Below are 17744 nucleotides of genomic sequence, written 5' to 3' on the forward strand. Positions count from 1 at the left end.
GTTGCGGCATACACGATTGACGGGATGTGGATAAGAATAAATGCTGAATTAAGGAAGGAATTTAATTATGTCATTACGTGATCGATTAGAAGATGTAAAAAATGATGCCGTGCTTGAACCGCAGGGCAACCAAGCTAATGGTCTGATGGGTAATAAAGTGTATCAGGAGTTAAGGTCACGTATTCACCGTAAGTTGTTAGATCGCGTTGACCTGTCCATGATGGAAAACATGGCACCGGAGCTATTAACCACCGAATTGAAAGTGTTGGTGGAGCGCCTGCTTACAGAAGAGGCGGTGGCAATTAATGATGTGGAGCGCATGAATCTTGTGCGCGATATTCAACATGAAGTACTAGGATTAGGTCCATTGGAAATTCTGATGGCAGACCCAACGATCTCAGATATTTTGGTCAATACCTACAACCAGATTTACATAGAGCGTAAAGGTAAGTTAGAGCTGAGTGATGTGCGTTTTGAGAGTGAAGCGCATTTGCTGAAAATTATCGATAAGATTGTTTCAGGCGTAGGTCGGCGGGTGGATGAGTCTAGCCCGATGGTTGATGCGCGCTTACCTGACGGCTCTCGTGTGAATGCGATTATTCCACCTTTGGCTGTCGATGGCGCTATTTTATCCATTCGTCGTTTTGCCATCACACCATTGATGATGAAAGATCTTTTGCACTATAAAAGCTTAACACCAGAAATGGCAGAAGTACTTGAAGGTTTAGTCAAAGCAAAAGTGAATATTTTGATATCCGGCGGTACCGGTACCGGTAAAACAACATTGCTTAATGTGCTGTCTGGCTATATTCCAGAAAGCGAGCGCATTATCACTATTGAAGATGCAGCCGAGTTGCAATTACAACAGCCTCATGTCGTACGCCTAGAGATACGTCCACCCAACATTGAAGGTAAGGGTGAGGTAACACCCCGCATGCTGGTGAGAAACAGCTTGCGGATGCGTCCTGACCGTATCATCGTCGGTGAGGTGCGTGGTCCTGAAGTAGTTGATATGTTGCAGGCGATGAACACCGGCCATGAAGGCTCAATGGCAACTGTGCATGCCAACACACCGCGTGATGCCTTAACTCGCCTAGAAAATATGATGGGTATGGCTGGTTTCAATCTGCCAACCAAGGCAATGCGTGAGCAAATTAGCTCTGCACTGACTGCCATTGTTCATATTACTCGTTTAAGTGATGGTCAGCGTAAAGTGACCAACATTAAAGAAATTACCGGCATGGAAAGCGAAATTATCACCATGCAGGACATTTTTGTTTACGAGCAAACCGGTGTATCTGATAAAGGCGTGGTCCAAGGACATCTCAAAGCAACAGGAATTCGGCCGAAATTTGTTGAGCGTTTGCGGGTGCATGGTGTGCAAATATCTGACAGCCTGTTTGACCCAACAAAACTGTATGAGTAGGAGCTTAATATGGACTATCTCTACTATCTATTTGCAGTATTAGCGTTTTTGGCGGTAGTGCTATTTTTAGAAGGCGCGTACATGGCTTGGAACGCTTACAAGGGGCCGGAAGCAAAACGCATTGAAAGACGCTTGGAGGCGATGACACTAGGTAAAGAACATGAAAGCACCTTGGTTAAGCAGCGCGTGCTTGCCAAATCACCCGGGATTGCTAGCTTTTTGCAAAAATTCCCTAGGATTAATCAGATAGATAAAGTGCTTTTGCAGTCTGGGCTTAATTATAGTGTGGCAAGGTTTCTGGGAGTTTGCTTGATACTAGCAACTGCAGGTTTTTTAGTTGCGATGTTGTTTGGATTAAATTTCAAGGTGGCAGTTGTTATTGCAGCTGTCTTGGCATGCTTGCCATTTCTTTATATGTTGAGCGCCAAGCAAAAACGCATTGCTACGATTGAGCAGCAATTACCAAGTTCACTTGATTTAATGGGGAGGGCGATGGTGGCTGGGCATGCTTTTCCTAGCGCCTTGCAGATGGTTGGCACTGAAATGCCAGAGCCGATTGCTTCCGAGTTCCGCATTGTGTTTGATGAAATTAACTACGGTATTCCAACATCAGAGGCATTAATGAACTTAATTCAGCGTGTTCCCAGCACTGATGTGAGTTATTTCGTGATTGCGGTGCTGATACAACGTGAAACAGGCGGTAATTTAGCGGAGCTCTTGGGGAATATTAGTGAGTTGATTCGAGCTCGCTTGAAACTGTTAGGAACTGTGCGTGTTTTATCTGCGGAGGGGCGCTTATCGGCTTGGATTCTAACACTGCTACCATTTGTGTTGGGTGCCGTGCTGCAACTGGTTAATCCTGAGTTTGTGAGCGTGCTGTGGACAGATCCCAACGGTCTGAGAATGGTGGTGATCGCTCTAATCTTGATGGTTTTTGGTATTTTTGTGATGTGGCGGATTATCAAAATTAGGGTCTGATACATATTAAATAAGTGAGAACATCATGAACACAATTCAAATAATTTATCTGGTTCTTATTTTTATTACAGTGTTTGTTGTTGCGATGGTCATCTTCGGACAGTTTAGCGCCAGCCCCTTAGAGGCCAGGTTGCAAATTTTAAAAGATGATAATGCAGAGTCAACAGAGGATTATCCTGCTTGGGTGAGCCGTATTGTTAAGTTAACGGGCCCAATTGCCAAGCTATCTTTGCCTAAAGAGGGGTGGGAGAAATCACAGCTACGTATTCGCTTTATGAACGCTGGGCTACGTAGCCCAAGTGTGCCAATCTTGTTCTTTGCGGCTAAAACTATTCTTACCTTTGCATTGCCAAGCTTGTTTGTCTTATACACCGTTATTTCTGGTGCTGTTATTAGGCCGGATGATTTAATGATGTTGCTAATCTTACTGGCGGCGATTGGTTATTTCCTGCCAAACGCAGTGTTGTCGCATCGTATTGATAAACGTAAACGTGAAATTTTCGAGAGCTTTCCAGACGCATTAGACCTGATTATTGTGTGTGTAGAGGCCGGATTAGGATTGGACGCAGCATTGGCGAGGGTGGGTGAAGAAATGCATGTAAGAAGCCCGATACTAGGGGAGGAGTTGCATTTAATTAATCTGGAGCTGCGCGCCGGTAGCTCACGTGAACGCGCATTACGTAATTTGGCTTTGCGCACAGGGGTAGAAGAAATTGATACGCTAGTAGCCATGTTGGTGCAGTCTGATCGTTTTGGTACCAATATTTCAGACTCATTAAGAGTGCATGCTGATAGTTTACGTACTAAACGCCGTTTATTGGCTGAAGAGGCCGCGGCAAAAATTGCAGTTAAATTGTTATTTCCACTTATTTTCTTTATTTTCCCGTCGATGTTATTGGTCTTGTTGGGGCCAGCCTTTATTAGCATACACAACGTTTTGTTACCAACACTCGCAGGGCAGTAAGTTGATAAGCCACGTTAGTTAAGTTGTAGCTTAAATAGCAGTAAGGAGGTGAATGATGAAAAGCAAACGCAAAATATTATCTATGGCATGTTGCGTTGCTGTGCTGAGTGCATGTGCATCTAATCAGAAGGCAGTAGAAGTACCGTCATGGATGATTAGCCCCAATATTAAAACAAGCAACGCACAAGCCAGCGCTAGCGCGATGTACAAGTTAGGCCGATATTATCAGGGTCAGCGGCGTGATGACTTGGCGATAGAGGCTTACCAAAAATCTATTTATGCAGATGCAAGTTACGTAGAGTCCTACAACGGCTTAGGTGTGGTTTATGCAAGGCAAGGCAAATATCAAAAAGCTATTGAGGCATTTAAGTCTGCGCTCAGTTATTCACCAGCAGCAGCCCATTTGTACAGCAATATGGGCTATGCCTATTATTTGCAAGGGCAGTATGCAGAGGCTGTTTCTACACTAAAACAAGCAACGAATCTGGATCCATCAAATCAACGCGCACTTAATAATTTAGGTATGGCCTATGCTAAAGCTGGTAGTCAGGGTGAGTCCATTCAGGCCTTTACTCAGGCGATTAGTGTGGAGGCTAAGGCTGCCAATATAGCTGTGCCTGCACAAAATGCATTATCACAAGAAAATTCTGCTGACTCAGCCGAGGTGAAGCCTGCCAATATGACTGAAATTTTTACTGCTAAGGTTGCTACTCCACAGGTTAATTTACAGGAGCTACAACTTCCTAAAAGTGAGGGGGTAATTAGACCCGCATCTTTACCCGGGGCTGTTCCAGTGGTTAGTAGCAGCGTTAAGTTAGTACAATTGACATCTAATGTGTTTGAGCTGCAATCTCAGCAGTTGACTGCAATGCCTATGCACGCATCTGAACAGCCTGCAGTAATGAGCTGGGCGCAATCTCGCGTTGAGGTTGCTAACGGTAATGGCGTGACTGGTATGGCAGGTAAAGTGGGAAAATACTTAGTTGGGCAAGGATACCCGGCAACGCGGTTCACTAATCAAAAGCCTTTTACTGTGAGGCGATCACAAATTCAGTATAGAGATGGTCACTATGCAGAAGCTCAGCTCATCAAAGATAGTTTGCCAGCATCTACCGAGCTAATTCAGCGCAGTGACATGCGTGCGGATATTAGTGTGCGTTTAGTACTTGGAAAAGATATGAGCACACACTTAGCATACTTTGGTACTCAACAACAGAAAACGCAATTAGCGTTGGTAGTAGATGAGCCTAAACATGGTATTGCATATTAGATAAATTTTGCTTGAGGACTTTTTAAACTGTTTTTGTAGTGTGGTGTAGTAAGTCGATGGGTTGTTTAATTCTTTAATTTAAAGGGAGCGTGAAATGGCTAATATGGACAATATTATAGAACCGGACAGACAAGGTATCTGGGTTGCGGCAACTTTCATTCTTGCGTTACTCGCATTAGTCATCGCAATTGTTGGAGTTACTCGTAATAATGATTTGATGTACATGACGCAAACGGAGCTACTATTAATTCACAGTAAAATTGAGGCACTAGAAGCAGGCAAAGCACCGCCAGCCGCAGCTGCTGCACCAGCAGAATCTGCAGCAGTACAGGAGTAGTCATCAACCTGTGGTTTGGTTATTCAACATGTGCAGAAAAGTTACCAACAAGCAATATTTTCAGCACATGTTGAATCTACCGATACAGCATAGATGCTGGTCTGAAAAGTAGTGTTAAAGCACTTATTTTGGTGATTTAAGTCATATGGTATATGGGGAATTATCTAGTTTTTTTGATGTTGTTTAGCAACGGTTTATTGGGCAGAGACATTTTTGAATGTGCTGAATTTAGAAATTAATTAAGGAAGTTAGCGTGTTATCAGTTGGTGTGTTTATGTTTAATGGGGCCAGTTTTGGATTGCTTGTTTAAGCTTAGATAAATTTAAAGCTGGATTATCTATCGTAAATCATAGTTTGGTAATTTGTTGCGATGCATGTTTGACGTTTAATGAGTTGATTTGTATCACAGATTAACCATCCAAAAAGGATGATGCTATGAACATTAAAGAGAAAGGAACGGCTCTAGTCGAGTTTGCGCTAGTAGCGGTGATGTTCTTTACCATACTGTTCTCTATCATAGAGTTTGGCTATCTTTTTTGGGGAAACTTGAGTATGCAGCATGCCGTGCGAGAAGGTGCGCGTTTTGCGGCAGTTGCAGGCTTTGACCCAACGCAGCCGGACCCGATACAAGAACGCTGTGACAGAGTGGTTCAATATACTGAAGATAACTCAATGGGATTTTATGCCCGTGTTTCACCTGTGGTGACGTTTAAAACGGTCGATGCCGCTGGAAACGTAGTTAACATTGGGAGCGGTTGTGGTGCCGCTCAGCAAATTGTTGTTACGCATATTGACTGTACGCTTCCGCTGATTACTCCGTTTACTCAGTTGTTAGCCGTGTTAGGCACGAGTACCTTCACAGATGGTAATTATCATTTTTCTGTTAGTGCTGCGATGAGAAACGAGGCATTCAAATGATTAACTATTCTAAATGTAAAATTAAAATAGCATCGCAAGGGCAGAGCCTCATTGAGCTGGCAATACTGTTACCCTTGCTATTAATGTTAGTGTTTGGTGTTATTGATTATGCACGAGCGATTCAATTTAACAATATTCTTGTAGCAATGAGTCGTGAGGGCGCTAATTTAGCATCCAGAACAAGTGCGCTACCTCAAGATATTATTCGTGCATTAAATGTCACTGCAGACCCTTTGGTGATGAACACCCGGGGGCGCATATTCATTACGCGCATTATCGGTAAAAAAGTAGTGCCAACCTGTGTGGATGCGCCGCCAACTTTCTGTACAACCTTTGCTAATGTAGAAGCTCAGACTAGAGCTGTTTCTGGTGCTGCAGCGCTCACAAGTAAAGTATGGTCTTGTGCAGCAGGTTGGAACGGTAGTGGCAACTGTACTTTTGTACCAGCTAACGCTAGTGCAGTTATTCCGATGACTCTCAGTGACGGTGAAGAGGTGTTTGCAGTAGAAACGCTCTATGACTATAACGTGATCGTCAACTATGTGATGCAAACAGGACCAAAACTTTATTCGCTGACGGTGCTGTAACACGCTGCCGACTGTAGGAGGTAATATGAAACTCTATTATCCACATAGCAACAAAGGCCAGATTGCGATTATTGTCGCGATAACGCTTGTTGTGTTGATTGGTATGGTTGGTCTTGCTGTAGATTCAGGTCGTGGTTATGGGGTAAAAGCCAAGTTAAGTGCCGCTGTGGATGCTGCTGCCATTGCAGCTGCACGTGGTTTAACGGTAGGGGATGATGACGCCGAGCGTATTGCTAATGCGCAAGTCGCCGCACAAAAGTTCTTTAATGGTAATTTCCCTAATAATTATTTGGGCTCAACACCTACTTCGCTTAGCACCACAGCTGTACATAAAGTCGATGGTTACTGGCAGGTCAATGTCACTGCGACTGCAAATATGCCCACCACATTTATGCGAGTACTCGGTCAGAATGAATTAACTCTTAACGCTGCTGGAGAGGTTGTCAGGCGAGATGTCGATATTGTCTTAGTCATGGATACTTCAGGCTCTATAGGGTCTGCGATGGCTGGTCTTAAAAATTGCGCCAAAAACTCTTTCGTGAATAAGTTTATTGAAGGTCCAGGTGGTGATAGGTTAGGTTTGGTTAGCTTTGCATCAGGAGCTGTACTAGATGTACCAATCAACAAAGACGTAACAAGAGGGTTCAGTAAAACCCAGATGAATAACGCGATTGATGCATTTACCTCTAGCGGCTGGACAGGTTCTGCGGAGGGCATGCGTAGGGCGCTTAATGAGATTAATGCAATTCCGCCATCACTTCGCTCTAGCTTGCGAGTCATCGTGTTTTTTAGTGATGGTGCACCTAATGCATTACCTGCCACTTTTGATCGCCTATCAGGCACTCCCAACCCAGTTTCCGGCGACTTAGAGTCTGAAACAAGCGGAGTTGCAACTGCGCGTGCAACAGAGTTGTATCGTGAAGATAGGCGCGATACTTTACGAGCCAGTTACAACAATATTAACGTATTGAGAAATACTGGTTTTAATATTACCGGGGTGGGGGATATTCCACTTGCTAGCTACAATGGTGCGCGTACCTTAACCGGTAGCCCAATTACCAATACGCGGTGCAATGTTAATAAAGCGGCAAGAAACATGGTGGAAAATGCGGCCAATACAGCACGCAACCAGGGTATATATGTACACTCCGCGGCATTAGGTGCTGCTGTTAATAACCCTGAAACTAACTTTAGTGGAGGCTGTAGCACTAACAGTGAGGTTGGGGTGACCATTCTGAAACGTTTGGCAAACACCACAGACTCTACCTCCTATAATGCAGCGCAACCTACTGGTATTTATGTTTCAGCAGCAACCATTGCACAGTGTGATGATGCCTTTAGTAAAATTGCAAGTGAGATATTACGTTTGACTAAATAATTGATTTTAATAAAAAGCATGATATAGCAAATGCTAGTATGTGTGTTTAGATGTTAATTTGTATTTATCTTATTGATAATTAATAAATTATTAGTCAGTAGTGTAGTTGTTTTTATAAAGATTAGTCGCGTTTATTTAACATCTCTCATCAATACTATTTTGTTGATATAAGGGCTAGCCCTGATGTACTGAATTCATTAATCAAGGTAAATTGTCACCTCAATCTCAGTAGTTCCAAATTGATGGTCGATAGCGCAATGTCGCATCAAGTGGTGCTTCTGTTTTTTCAATTTATCAATGAGGAGTTACTCATGGTGCTTGAAACAACTACGGTTAAAGGTAAAAAATCAATAGAATCACTAGCCCAAGCTATCAAACCAGCCATCAAGACGGTGCGTCCTCGCAAATTGGAGCAGCATACTGAATTAAACCTAGCAGATAACCCTGATAAATTACTGCGTATTGCGGTGGCTGCGTATTACAAAGCTGAATCAAGAGGGTTTGAACCAGGGCATGAGTTGCAAGACTGGCTGGAGGCGGAAGTTGAGGTGGCGCAATGAATGCATCATCAACCACACATCAAATTAAAGGCATGATGCCCAGTAATCTTTTAGCTAGTCATGCGCAATATGAAGATTCTGGGTTAAATCTGCCAGAGTTGACCATTTATGACAATGGCATCATTCGGAGTTGCAGCAATGTCGCCAGTGAGTTACTCGGTTGTTCCTTAGATAAGCTCAGGTGGCGTCATATATCGATATTTCTTCCGCAATTATCAGAGATGGCAATTACAAAGGGCGGAAAAATTAACCCTAACTTAAGGTTCTTGTCTCACATCGGTCATCATTTTGATGTGATTGACATGCAAGGCGCACACATTACATGCGCCTTGTTTTTTAATGAGATAGAGTGTTCCGGTAAACATTATTTAAGAGTGATATTCCGTCCGGTTGAGCCTCAGTACTCTTTGCTCTAGTAGCCCATATAAGTTGTATAAGTATTTATTGATAATATTGTAGGTTGTTCTCATATCAAACCGGATGTATATTTTTTTCTGTAAAACATATTCATGGTTTAAGCATGGCTAATTAAAGCCATGCTTTTTTCTGTGAATAATGATGATATATGGTCTTTATGCGAAAGATAATTGAATTAAAAAATAATATATAAATCAAATATCTATGATATAAAGGGTTGTAAGGTTTTATTGCTTTTAAGTTAATAAGGAGAATACTAATGAACTATTTAAAGCATATCATCGTAGCCGCCAGTGCACTTTTAGCTGTATCAGTTTCAATGCATACATACGCTTATACAGTAGTGCCAGAAGAAATGGTGCCTGAAGACGCAGCAGAACCAGATATGAGTGCAGTAGCCCCTGTCACTGTAGGGGATGTTACTTACCTCTCAGGCGGTATAGGTAAATCAGAATCAGTTGCTATGCGCGGCAGTGCAAAAAACTATGCACTAGAAATTGTGTTTGTAGAAAAGTCTGGTGCCTTGGAAGAGTATTTATCAGAGGTTAAATTACAGATTCAGGACAGCAGTAAAAATAGCGTGCTGGATATTGATACACAAGGGCCATATTTTTTAGCAAACTTACCACAAGGTAAATACCTTGTTAGCGCTGAGTATAACGGTGAGGTTAAAACGCAATTAGTCGCCATCAGCAAAAATAAACACGCCAAACTAGTATTTTGGTGGCGTATGGTCGAGTAGCTTTTTATATTCGTGGCAGCTTTGATATTACAGAGAGCAAACGACGCTAATCATCATAATAGTCATTGCTTTAAAGACTAGTGCTTCAAAGCGGTGACTATGTCATATACAAATACCCCCCGTGTATTTTACTACTGTTTACCAGGGCGCCCATCAACCTTGCAGTTTGCATCTTTGTATGGCCCACTAGACTTTATCCAGCCATCACCGGGGCTGGTTTGAGTGCACCACACTTCACCGTTTAGCTTGCTTTTCCATTTGTACCAAGCTGCGGGTGCTGACAACGCGGCGAGCGAAACCAATAAGCCGACAGCTAGCAATACCATGCTTTTTTTCATGTTTTTTGGTTTCATGGTTCTGGTGTACCGGTATCTTGGTTGCCATGAACTAACTCTGAGCGTGCAGTGGCTGCAAGTGCTTGATATTTAAACTTAAATGCATCCAGATTTTCTTCTTCAAGTTCCTCTAGATCTAATAATGCGTTATGAGCCCCTTTAGTTGCCCTAATCAACTCATCAAGCTTGAGTTGAATCGCCTCAGTATCGCGATTCTGAGTATTCTGAATCAAAAATACCATTAAAAAGGTGATGATGGTTGTGCCGGTATTAATTACCAACTGCCAAGTATCGCTAAAGTGAAATATCGGGCCGGTTATCACCCAAATTAAAATCACGGCAACCGCCATAGAAAAAACACGCGGACGGCCGCAGTAGTGTGCGGCAATCTTGGCAAAACGAGAGTACCAAACATTGTTACGCATACAATCATTCCTTTTGAGTTTTAACGTCACAATTAGACGCACGCTAACTTAGAGCAACAGCTTAGGCATACGCTTAATGTGGCGTAGATTTGGAAAAAAAGTTCAGTATCACAACTCCAATAATAATGAGGCTAATGCCAATGATAGCGGCCGCATCAAGTGGCTGGCGATACACAAACCAGCCAATCAGCGAAACCAGAACAATGCCGATACCTGACCATGCTGCATAAGCAATGCCAATAGGGAGTGTGCGCAGGGTGAGCGATAGAAAGTAAAATGCAGCAGCATAGCCGACCACCACCACGATTGATGGCACTAATTGTGTAAAACCTTCGGCCGCTTTAAGTGCAGATGTAGCAATAACCTCTGAAACTATTGCAATTGCTAAATAAAACCAGTTCATTGTGAAGCCTATCTATCTTTGATTTGTAGTGCGCGTTACGCCCACGCCCCTGAAGTGGTTATTAGGCCACAAATAATTATTCATAAGGCACTCAATACATTATTGAGTTCGCCACAATCGACAATATGAGTTACCCACCGACCACGGTGCTAATAAAGTGAGTGCCAGTTTCTGAGAACATTAACCAGCCGAGAACAGCACAGTTCATGATGACGGTAACACCGAACATTACCTGAAATTCTTTTTTAACCGATTTGTGGCGCAATATGCTTTGCGCAATTGCCGCACCAGGCCATCCGCCAATCAAGCTCAATAAGTGCAATTGGCTTTCTGGTGTTCTCCGGCGGCCATGCTTAGCGGCTGATTTATCCAAGGCGTAATTAATAAACGTCACCGTACTTAACGCTAGGTATAACCACAATAGCGTTAATGGAGCCCAACCTACCAGTACCGAGAGTGCTAAAAATGCACAAAATATTACCGAGAATTTAACGCCTAAAGTACTATTTTTATTTGGCATATGAATCGCCACTAATTTTGTAGACACTCATCAGCCGGGTTAGACATCAACGCACACCTTTGAGCTTATGGCCAGTTGCACTCCGTATGACTGGGCAATTTACCACAATATTGGTATTTTCTAGCTCCACCTCTTCACGCTCCTGCGCGGCTAGCAAAGCCTCCTCAGACTTGAGTTCCTGAATGACGGATGGCTTTTTCCAACGCACTTGTATTACTTGCCAAAGAGGGCTGTAGTTTTTGTCATCATTTTTAGCGCCAACAGGATTGGGTGCAGATTGAAAAATGCTTATCTGCTCTTCGTTAGGAAATTTGTAAACACGCTCAACAATAGATTGATTAGATTGTGAGCGCACGGCTCCAGCTAGTCGAGGCACATAATTTATCCCCAACATTCTTGCCATATTGGGATCAGATATATCTGTCGTGACATACTCCACGATTTGGTTATCTACCCAAGCCCGACTCAATGGCAAGACGGCTTCTGTGCGCCTCACGTCAAAGAACGGGCTAGCACATGCAGTTAGTAAAGATGCAAGGGATAGTGCGGCGATTTTGGTAAGCATGATTTTCCTTTAGTATAGATTTAACCCGCTTGAGTTAAGAGGTGTAATTAAGTGCCTCGCTTGATACGTGTGTTAGGTTGAATACTCATAGAGCTATCTTTAATTTGCGACCGCCTGTAATAGCAAAACCCTCACGTTCATAAAATGCTAACGTTTTATCGAACTGCGGTATGGGTGGCGTTGTGACTTCGAGCCGCTTCCAGCCTCTCGATGTGCCGAAAGATTTTGCTTGTGATACCAGACGAAGCCCAACATGATTGGAGCGGAACTCTGGACGAACATAAAGCTCTGGCATAGTGCCAAAAGAGCCTTCAGCATAAAGAGCGTAGCTTTCATACAACGCTACGAATCCAACTAAATTTCCACCATCTGCGCGTGCGACAAATACGAAGTATTTTTCGAGGTTGAGAAAGTCTTTGAGCCTATTCGTAGTTTCTTCCAGATCGAAACTAAATGCTTGAACACCTATAGTATTCATAATTTCACTCAGTAACTCACCGACCATTACGGCGACTTCATCGGAGTCACCCACAGTTGCTCTCTCGATGGTTATTTTTGCGCTCATCTGAATATGGCTAACGTTTGAATTAAGAGGCGCCGTTAGGCGTCCCGCTTGAATGAGGGGTTAGGCATGCTTAGCACCAAACATAATGATTGCCATGCCGATGAAACAGACTAAAACACCAACACAATCGGTGATAGATGGCTTAATAGACTCAACCAGCCAAAGCCACACAACAGCAACCCCAATATAAACGCCACCATAAGCAGCATAAATGCGACCAGCAGCAGTAGGATGTAGTGTGAGTAACCAAGCAAATATGGCAAGACTGAGACCGGCTGGAATGAGCAGCCAAGCAGAGCCACCTTGCTTGAGCCATAGGTAAGGTAAATAGCACCCTACAATCTCAGCGATTGCCGTAACTATAAACAGACTGAATACTTTTGCTATTTCCATTTGAGTGAATGCCTAACATGATCATAGGCGGATGCAGCAAAGCATCCGCCCAGCTTTTATTACTTCACCACTTCTTTCAATTGCTCCAAAATCGCTGGGTTATCTAGTGTTGAGATATCTGAAGTAATTTCTTCACCTCTTGCTAGTGTACGTAACAGCCTGCGCATGATTTTGCCTGAGCGCGTTTTAGGTAGGTTGTCGCCAAAGCGGATTTCATCTGGTTTGGCGATTGGGCCAATTTCTTTACCTACCCATTCGCGTAGTTCTGCAACGATTTTTTTTGCTTCGTCACCCTCTGGGCGAGGGCCTTTTAGTACCACATAGGCAACAACAGATTCACCTTTCACATCATGCGGTTTGCCCACTACAGCGGCCTCAGCCACTAGGTGGTTAGCAACTAGGGCAGATTCAATCTCCATTGTGCCTAAGCGGTGACCAGACACGTTTAGTACGTCATCAATGCGGCCCATAATGGTGAAGTTGCCTGTTTTGGCATCGCGTATTGCACCATCGCCCGCTAGGTAAATCTTGCCACCTAAATCCACAGGATAGTAGCTGGTTTTATAGCGCTCTGGGTCGTTGTAAATAGTGCGTATCATAGATGGCCATGGCTTTTTAATCACCAACAGGCCGCCAGTACCCCAAGGGACGTCTTTACCTGTTTCATCCACTACATCAATATCAATGCCAGGGAAAGGCAGGGTACAAGAGCCCGGCACTAACGGTGTAGCACCCGGTAATGGTGTAATCACATGGCCGCCTGTTTCTGTTTGCCAAAAGGTATCGGCAATTGGGCAACGGCTGCCGCCAACCTGTTCAAAGTACCACATCCAAGCTTCTGGGTTAATTGGTTCACCAACCGAACCAAGCAAGCGCAGGCTGGATAAGTTGTAATTTTTTGGCGCTACTTCTGGCGTAGTTTCAGAAGCCTTAATCAGTGAGCGAATTGCCGTTGGTGCAGTGTAAAAGATAGAAACTTTGTGTTTTTCTATCATTTGCCAGAAGCGGCCAGCATTTGGATAGGTTGGGATGCCTTCAAAAATAATTTGTGTTGCACCCATCGCAAGTGGGCCATACGTCACGTAGGAGTGGCCGGTAATCCAGCCCACATCGGCCGTACACCAGAATACATCGTTTTCATGAATATCAAATGTCCAGCGCATAGTGTTCATAGCGTGTAGCAAATAACCCGCTGAGCTGTGTTGCACGCCTTTTGGCTTGCCAGTAGAGCCTGATGTATAGAGTAAGAATAACGGATGCTCTGCATTCACCATTACTGGTTCGCATGTGTCAGCTACGTTTGCAATCAGGTCATGCCACCAAATGTTATTACTGTTCCATGCAATCTCTAGCCCTGTTTTTTTCAGCACAACTACTTTTTCAATAACCTCACAGCCGCCCATGGCAATGCCTTCATCTACGGCTGACTTTAATGGCAGTGTTTTACCACCACGGAATTGCCCGTCAGAGGTGATGACTGCTTTGGCGCCAGCATCAATAATGCGCTCGTTTAAACTTTTAGCTGAGAAACCACCAAATACTACAGAGTGAATTAGGCCGATACGTGCACAGGCTTGCATCGCTACCACGGCTTCAATGCCCATTGGTAAATAGATAATGACGCGATCACCTACGTTTAAATTCAGCTTTTTTAAGCCGTTTGCAAACTGGCAAACGCGATGGTATAAATCTTTATAAGTTACCTCTTGTGTGGCGCCATCATCGCCTTCAAAAATAATGGCAACTTTGTTTGGAATTGTGTTTAAGTGTTTATCTAAGCAGTTGGCAGAGACATTAAGCTCGCCATCCTCAAACCATTTGTAGAAAGGTGCGTTTTCTTGGTTAAGGGTTTTGGTGAAGGGCTTGTTCCAGACCAGTAATTCACGCGCTAGCTTTGCCCAGAAACCTTCGTAATCTGCTGCAGCTTCTGCACAGAGCTGGTTGTAAGCGGCCATGCCTGAGACATTTGCATTTTTAACAAAGTCTGCGCTAGGCTCAAATACACGGTTTTCGTGAAGAACTGATTCGATTGACATGCTTAAAATCCCCTTAAATCTTTATGACCCGTTTATAATTTGGTGCAAGGACATCTAACTTATAAAAGATAGATAACCATTAAAAGTAAGTTAGTTACGTATGTGTAACTACGCCATATTACATGAAAAATCTTATGCTAACACTCGATAATTTATTATCTCTAAACCGCGCCCATGCTAGTGATGAGGCTTATGTACTGCATGCGGTATCTTGTAGTCCATTTGTCGAAAGATTGTTTCGAAAAGATGCGCTTTTACTGCAAGATTCGTTACAAAATCATCAGAAACCCTACCTGTTGGGTGACATGCAAAATTTTTTAGCAACACAGCATATTGTTGATGAAATTAGCTTAAAAAAATCCCTACGTTTGCTGCGTAGTCGTGTCATGGCACGGATGATTGTGAGAGATCTGAACGGTTTAACTGATTTACAAGAAGTGATGACCACGACCTCTGAGTTGGCCGAATGTGTTATCAATACTGCGATTAATTATCTGCATGATTGGCAGGCAGCCGTTTACGGTCAGCCTGTGGATTTGCAGGGTAAGCTACAGCAGCTGATTGTGATTGGTATGGGTAAGCTAGGCGGTGGTGAGCTCAATGTTTCATCTGATATTGATTTGATTTTTGCGTATGAGTCAGACGGCGCAACACAGGGAGATAAATCAATCAGCAATCAAGATTTCTTTGCGCGCTTAGCAAAAAAGCTGATTGCCGCGATTGATGAAATCACTGAGGATGGTTTTGTGTTTCGTGTCGATATGCGTTTGCGACCATTTGGCTCAGAAGGCGCCATTGTATGCAATCTCGACGCGCTTGAAGATTATTATCAGAACAATGGGCGAGAGTGGGAGCGTTACGCATGGATTAAAGGCCGCGAGGTGACTGGCGGAGATGAAGTTTCACGTTTATTAAAACCATTCGTGTTCCGCAAGTATTTGGATTTTGGTGCATTTGCCAGTATGCGTGATTTGAAAATTCAGATTCAGCGCGATGTAAACAGCAAAGGCATGCACGATAATATCAAGCTGGGGCGTGGCGGTATTCGTGAGATTGAGTTTATTGCGCAGGTGTTTCAATTGATACGTGGTGGGCAAGATGTGAGTTTGCAAATCAAGCCAACGTTGTCCGTACTTGGCTTACTAAGCAATAAAGGGCTACTCCCTGCGCAAACTGTGGCGGAGCTGAGCGAGGCTTATGTGTTCTTAAGAAACCTAGAGCATCGTTTAATGTATGTGGATGATGTGCAAACACAAGAGCTCCCTAAGTCAGATGATGCTAAAGCGCGTATTGCCAAAGCCATGAATTATGAAAATTGGTCCGCATTCTTACATCAATTAGACCAGTATCGCGCCCAAGTTCAGCAACATTTTGATGCTACGTTTAATGATGCAGAGGCGGCTGATGACACACTAGAGGCAGAAAAATCTGTTTGGAACGCATCAGTGGGCGAGGCTGAAGCAGTTGAGAGCTTGCATCAAATAGGGTTTGCAGAGCCGCATGAAACATATCGCCGTTTAAATATTTTGCACCAAAGTAGCCGATACAAACAGTTGCCTGAGCTTAGCCGCCAGCGTTTTGATGCAGTGATGCCGCATGTTATCTCGCAGGCCGGAAAAGTGAGTAATCCAGATGTTACCTTAACTCGGGTCACTGATTTGCTGGAAAGTATCTGCAGGCGGGCAAGCTATTTGGCACTGTTGGCTGAGCATCCGCAAGCCATGCAGCTGCTGGTTAAATTGTGCAGTAGTAGCCCGTGGCTTGCTAATTATTTAACCAGCCACCCTATACTACTGGATGAGCTTTTAGATGACCGCACATTGCATGCTGCGCCAGATTTTGCAGCCATGCGTAGCGAGCTGTTGCAAAGATTAGCTGAAGTAACTGGCGATGTGGAGCGGCAAATGGATGTGATGCGCCATTTCAAGCATGCTTATATTTTTCGCTTTGCGGTACAGGACATTAACGGCGAGTTGCAGTTAGAAACCATATCAGACTACTTGAGTGCATTGGCTGATTTGATTTTGAGTGTGGCTTTAGAAATTATATGGCCCAATGTGCGTGGCAAACATTTAGACGTGCCTAAGTTTGCAGTGATTGGGTATGGAAAGCTGGGTGGTAAGGAGTTAGGTTACGCGTCAGATTTAGATATCATATTTTTATATGATGATGAAGCTCCAGAAGCCAGTGAGGCTTATGCACGGTTTGCACAGCGCATCAATAACTGGTTTAACAGCCTAACTTCAGCCGGTTTGCTGTATGAAACAGACTTGCAGCTGCGCCCGGATGGTAACAGCGGGTTGTTAGTGAGCAGGGTAGATGCCTTTAGGGATTATCAGCTGAATAAAGCCTGGATATGGGAACATCAGGCGCTGACACGCGCCCGCTTTGTTGCTGGCGATGCCGCAATTGGTCAAGTTTTTGATGCAATTCGTGCCGAGGTCATGACGCAGGCACGCGATGCAACGGTACTTAAAACCGAAGTGCTGTCGATGCGTGAGCGCATGCGCAAAGCCCAGCATGTGAGCGCAGGCATGTTTGATTTAAAGCAGGGTATTGGCGGGATTATTGATGTGGAGTTTTTGGTGCAGTATTTAGTGTTATTGCATGCGCCTACTTATCCAGTACTGACGGGTAACATTGGTAACATCGGTTTGCTTAAGCAGATGGCAACCCTGAAAATTATCGATGCAGAGTTAGCAGAAAGTGTGGCCACAGCTTATAGAGATTACCGTCACATGCAGCACAGGCTTAAATTGCAAGGTGCTACACAGTTGAACATTAAAGCAGAAGAGATTGCTGTTCAAATCGCTAAAGTCACGGAGTTATGGAATCGGGTTTTTGGCAATTAGATTTTAGCGAGTTAAGTTTCACTTAAATGGGGCGGTAAGCAGTGTAGTGTTAGGCTAAAAGCGATCTGCATCG

Annotated in this window: 20 protein-coding genes; 12 read left to right on the top strand and 8 right to left on the bottom strand. The window is 43.8% G+C overall.

Going from position 1 to position 17744, the window contains the following annotated elements; all coding sequences use genetic code 11:
- The first annotated feature begins 67 nt into the window (after nt 1-67).
- The 11 genes from C3Y98_RS01580 (at nt 68) to C3Y98_RS01630 (ending at nt 9577) form a co-directional block, all read left to right on the top strand.
- Entirely contained in the window at nt 68-1426 is a 1359-nt protein-coding gene (locus tag C3Y98_RS01580; RefSeq protein ID WP_135276387.1) for a TadA family conjugal transfer-associated ATPase, read from the top strand.
- Between the two features lie 9 nt (nt 1427-1435).
- Complete coding sequence (locus tag C3Y98_RS01585) at nt 1436-2404, top strand: type II secretion system F family protein (RefSeq protein WP_135276388.1); 969 nt, start codon at nt 1436-1438, stop codon at nt 2402-2404.
- 25 nt (nt 2405-2429) lie between these two features.
- Complete coding sequence (locus tag C3Y98_RS01590; protein ID WP_135276389.1) at nt 2430-3368, top strand: type II secretion system F family protein; 939 nt, start codon at nt 2430-2432, stop codon at nt 3366-3368.
- A gap of 52 nt (nt 3369-3420) precedes the next feature.
- Nucleotides 3421-4638 (top strand): LytR C-terminal domain-containing protein, encoded by a 1218-nt coding sequence (locus C3Y98_RS01595; RefSeq protein WP_135276390.1) that lies wholly within the window; start codon nt 3421-3423, stop codon nt 4636-4638.
- Between the two features lie 94 nt (nt 4639-4732).
- Nucleotides 4733-4975 carry a hypothetical protein gene (locus tag C3Y98_RS01600; protein WP_167759882.1) on the top strand — a complete coding sequence of 81 codons (243 nt, stop codon included), beginning with the start codon at nt 4733-4735 and terminating at the stop codon, nt 4973-4975.
- A gap of 435 nt (nt 4976-5410) precedes the next feature.
- On the top strand, nt 5411-5893 hold the full coding sequence (locus tag C3Y98_RS01605) for a TadE/TadG family type IV pilus assembly protein (RefSeq protein ID WP_135276392.1): 483 nt from the start codon (nt 5411-5413) through the stop codon (nt 5891-5893).
- Nucleotides 5890-6480, top strand: coding sequence for a TadE/TadG family type IV pilus assembly protein (locus C3Y98_RS01610; protein WP_135276393.1), 591 nt, complete (start codon nt 5890-5892; stop codon nt 6478-6480). The genes C3Y98_RS01605 and C3Y98_RS01610 overlap by 4 nt, the downstream gene beginning before the upstream one ends.
- 25 nt (nt 6481-6505) lie before the next feature.
- Entirely contained in the window at nt 6506-7858 is a 1353-nt protein-coding gene (locus C3Y98_RS01615; protein ID WP_135276394.1) for a vWA domain-containing protein, read from the top strand.
- Between the two features lie 311 nt (nt 7859-8169).
- Nucleotides 8170-8418, top strand: coding sequence for a DUF2934 domain-containing protein (locus tag C3Y98_RS01620; protein ID WP_209308721.1), 249 nt, complete (start codon nt 8170-8172; stop codon nt 8416-8418).
- A complete protein-coding gene (locus C3Y98_RS01625; RefSeq protein ID WP_135276395.1) occupies nt 8415-8834 on the top strand; it encodes a hypothetical protein in 420 nt (139 codons plus the stop codon). Before C3Y98_RS01620 ends, C3Y98_RS01625 begins: the two co-directional genes overlap by 4 nt.
- Before the next feature lie 260 nt (nt 8835-9094).
- Nucleotides 9095-9577, top strand: a complete 483-nt coding sequence (locus tag C3Y98_RS01630) for a hypothetical protein (protein ID WP_135276396.1) — start codon at nt 9095-9097, stop codon at nt 9575-9577.
- Nucleotides 9578-9708: 131 nt separating this feature from the next.
- Here the strand turns inward: C3Y98_RS01630 and C3Y98_RS01635 are convergent, their stop codons facing one another.
- The 8 genes from C3Y98_RS01635 to acs all read right to left on the bottom strand — a co-directional run bounded on the left by C3Y98_RS01635 (nt 9709) and on the right by acs (nt 14819).
- Complete coding sequence (locus tag C3Y98_RS01635) at nt 9709-9915, bottom strand: hypothetical protein (RefSeq protein WP_135276397.1); 207 nt, start codon at nt 9913-9915, stop codon at nt 9709-9711.
- 11 nt (nt 9916-9926) lie between these two features.
- On the bottom strand, nt 9927-10337 hold the full coding sequence (locus C3Y98_RS01640; RefSeq protein ID WP_135276398.1) for a low affinity iron permease family protein: 411 nt from the start codon (nt 10335-10337) through the stop codon (nt 9927-9929).
- Between the two features lie 73 nt (nt 10338-10410).
- Nucleotides 10411-10740, bottom strand: coding sequence for a DMT family transporter (locus C3Y98_RS01645; protein WP_135276399.1), 330 nt, complete (start codon nt 10738-10740; stop codon nt 10411-10413).
- 130 nt (nt 10741-10870) lie between these two features.
- Nucleotides 10871-11287 (bottom strand): DUF1294 domain-containing protein, encoded by a 417-nt coding sequence (locus C3Y98_RS01650; protein WP_245234285.1) that lies wholly within the window; start codon nt 11285-11287, stop codon nt 10871-10873.
- A gap of 19 nt (nt 11288-11306) precedes the next feature.
- Entirely contained in the window at nt 11307-11825 is a 519-nt protein-coding gene (locus C3Y98_RS01655) for a DUF7482 domain-containing protein (RefSeq protein WP_135276401.1), read from the bottom strand.
- An 85-nt stretch (nt 11826-11910) separates the two neighbouring features.
- Nucleotides 11911-12390: a GNAT family N-acetyltransferase gene (locus C3Y98_RS01660; protein ID WP_135276402.1), complete on the bottom strand. Its 480-nt coding sequence runs from the start codon at nt 12388-12390 to the stop codon at nt 11911-11913.
- Between the two features lie 60 nt (nt 12391-12450).
- Nucleotides 12451-12783 carry a YnfA family protein gene (locus C3Y98_RS01665; protein WP_135276403.1) on the bottom strand — a complete coding sequence of 111 codons (333 nt, stop codon included), beginning with the start codon at nt 12781-12783 and terminating at the stop codon, nt 12451-12453.
- A gap of 59 nt (nt 12784-12842) precedes the next feature.
- Nucleotides 12843-14819, bottom strand: coding sequence for an acetate--CoA ligase (acs, locus tag C3Y98_RS01670; RefSeq protein ID WP_135276404.1), 1977 nt, complete (start codon nt 14817-14819; stop codon nt 12843-12845).
- Between the two features lie 134 nt (nt 14820-14953).
- Here acs and glnE point away from each other — a divergent pair, with 134 nt between their 5' ends.
- Entirely contained in the window at nt 14954-17671 is a 2718-nt protein-coding gene (glnE, locus tag C3Y98_RS01675; RefSeq protein ID WP_135276405.1) for a bifunctional [glutamate--ammonia ligase]-adenylyl-L-tyrosine phosphorylase/[glutamate--ammonia-ligase] adenylyltransferase, read from the top strand.
- Nucleotides 17672-17744 lie beyond the last annotated feature (73 nt).

The organism is Methylotenera oryzisoli, assembly GCF_004661485.1.
GTDB lineage: Bacteria > Pseudomonadota > Gammaproteobacteria > Burkholderiales > Methylophilaceae > Methylotenera > Methylotenera oryzisoli.

Coding starts and splice junctions, on each gene's coding strand:
- C3Y98_RS01600 (WP_167759882.1), top strand. CDS start 4,733: ATGGCTAATATGGACAATATTATAGAACCGGACAGACAAGGTATCTGG.
- C3Y98_RS01585 (WP_135276388.1), top strand. CDS start 1,436: ATGGACTATCTCTACTATCTATTTGCAGTATTAGCGTTTTTGGCGGTA.
- C3Y98_RS01655 (WP_135276401.1), bottom strand. CDS start 11,825: ATGCTTACCAAAATCGCCGCACTATCCCTTGCATCTTTACTAACTGCA.
- C3Y98_RS01665 (WP_135276403.1), bottom strand. CDS start 12,783: ATGGAAATAGCAAAAGTATTCAGTCTGTTTATAGTTACGGCAATCGCT.
- C3Y98_RS01635 (WP_135276397.1), bottom strand. CDS start 9,915: ATGAAAAAAAGCATGGTATTGCTAGCTGTCGGCTTATTGGTTTCGCTC.
- C3Y98_RS01610 (WP_135276393.1), top strand. CDS start 5,890: ATGATTAACTATTCTAAATGTAAAATTAAAATAGCATCGCAAGGGCAG.
- C3Y98_RS01580 (WP_135276387.1), top strand. CDS start 68: ATGTCATTACGTGATCGATTAGAAGATGTAAAAAATGATGCCGTGCTT.
- C3Y98_RS01605 (WP_135276392.1), top strand. CDS start 5,411: ATGAACATTAAAGAGAAAGGAACGGCTCTAGTCGAGTTTGCGCTAGTA.
- glnE (WP_135276405.1), top strand. CDS start 14,954: ATGCTAACACTCGATAATTTATTATCTCTAAACCGCGCCCATGCTAGT.
- C3Y98_RS01620 (WP_209308721.1), top strand. CDS start 8,170: ATGGTGCTTGAAACAACTACGGTTAAAGGTAAAAAATCAATAGAATCA.
- C3Y98_RS01625 (WP_135276395.1), top strand. CDS start 8,415: ATGAATGCATCATCAACCACACATCAAATTAAAGGCATGATGCCCAGT.
- C3Y98_RS01595 (WP_135276390.1), top strand. CDS start 3,421: ATGATGAAAAGCAAACGCAAAATATTATCTATGGCATGTTGCGTTGCT.
- C3Y98_RS01630 (WP_135276396.1), top strand. CDS start 9,095: ATGAACTATTTAAAGCATATCATCGTAGCCGCCAGTGCACTTTTAGCT.
- C3Y98_RS01660 (WP_135276402.1), bottom strand. CDS start 12,390: ATGAGCGCAAAAATAACCATCGAGAGAGCAACTGTGGGTGACTCCGAT.
- C3Y98_RS01590 (WP_135276389.1), top strand. CDS start 2,430: ATGAACACAATTCAAATAATTTATCTGGTTCTTATTTTTATTACAGTG.
- acs (WP_135276404.1), bottom strand. CDS start 14,819: ATGTCAATCGAATCAGTTCTTCACGAAAACCGTGTATTTGAGCCTAGC.
- C3Y98_RS01640 (WP_135276398.1), bottom strand. CDS start 10,337: ATGCGTAACAATGTTTGGTACTCTCGTTTTGCCAAGATTGCCGCACAC.
- C3Y98_RS01645 (WP_135276399.1), bottom strand. CDS start 10,740: ATGAACTGGTTTTATTTAGCAATTGCAATAGTTTCAGAGGTTATTGCT.
- C3Y98_RS01615 (WP_135276394.1), top strand. CDS start 6,506: ATGAAACTCTATTATCCACATAGCAACAAAGGCCAGATTGCGATTATT.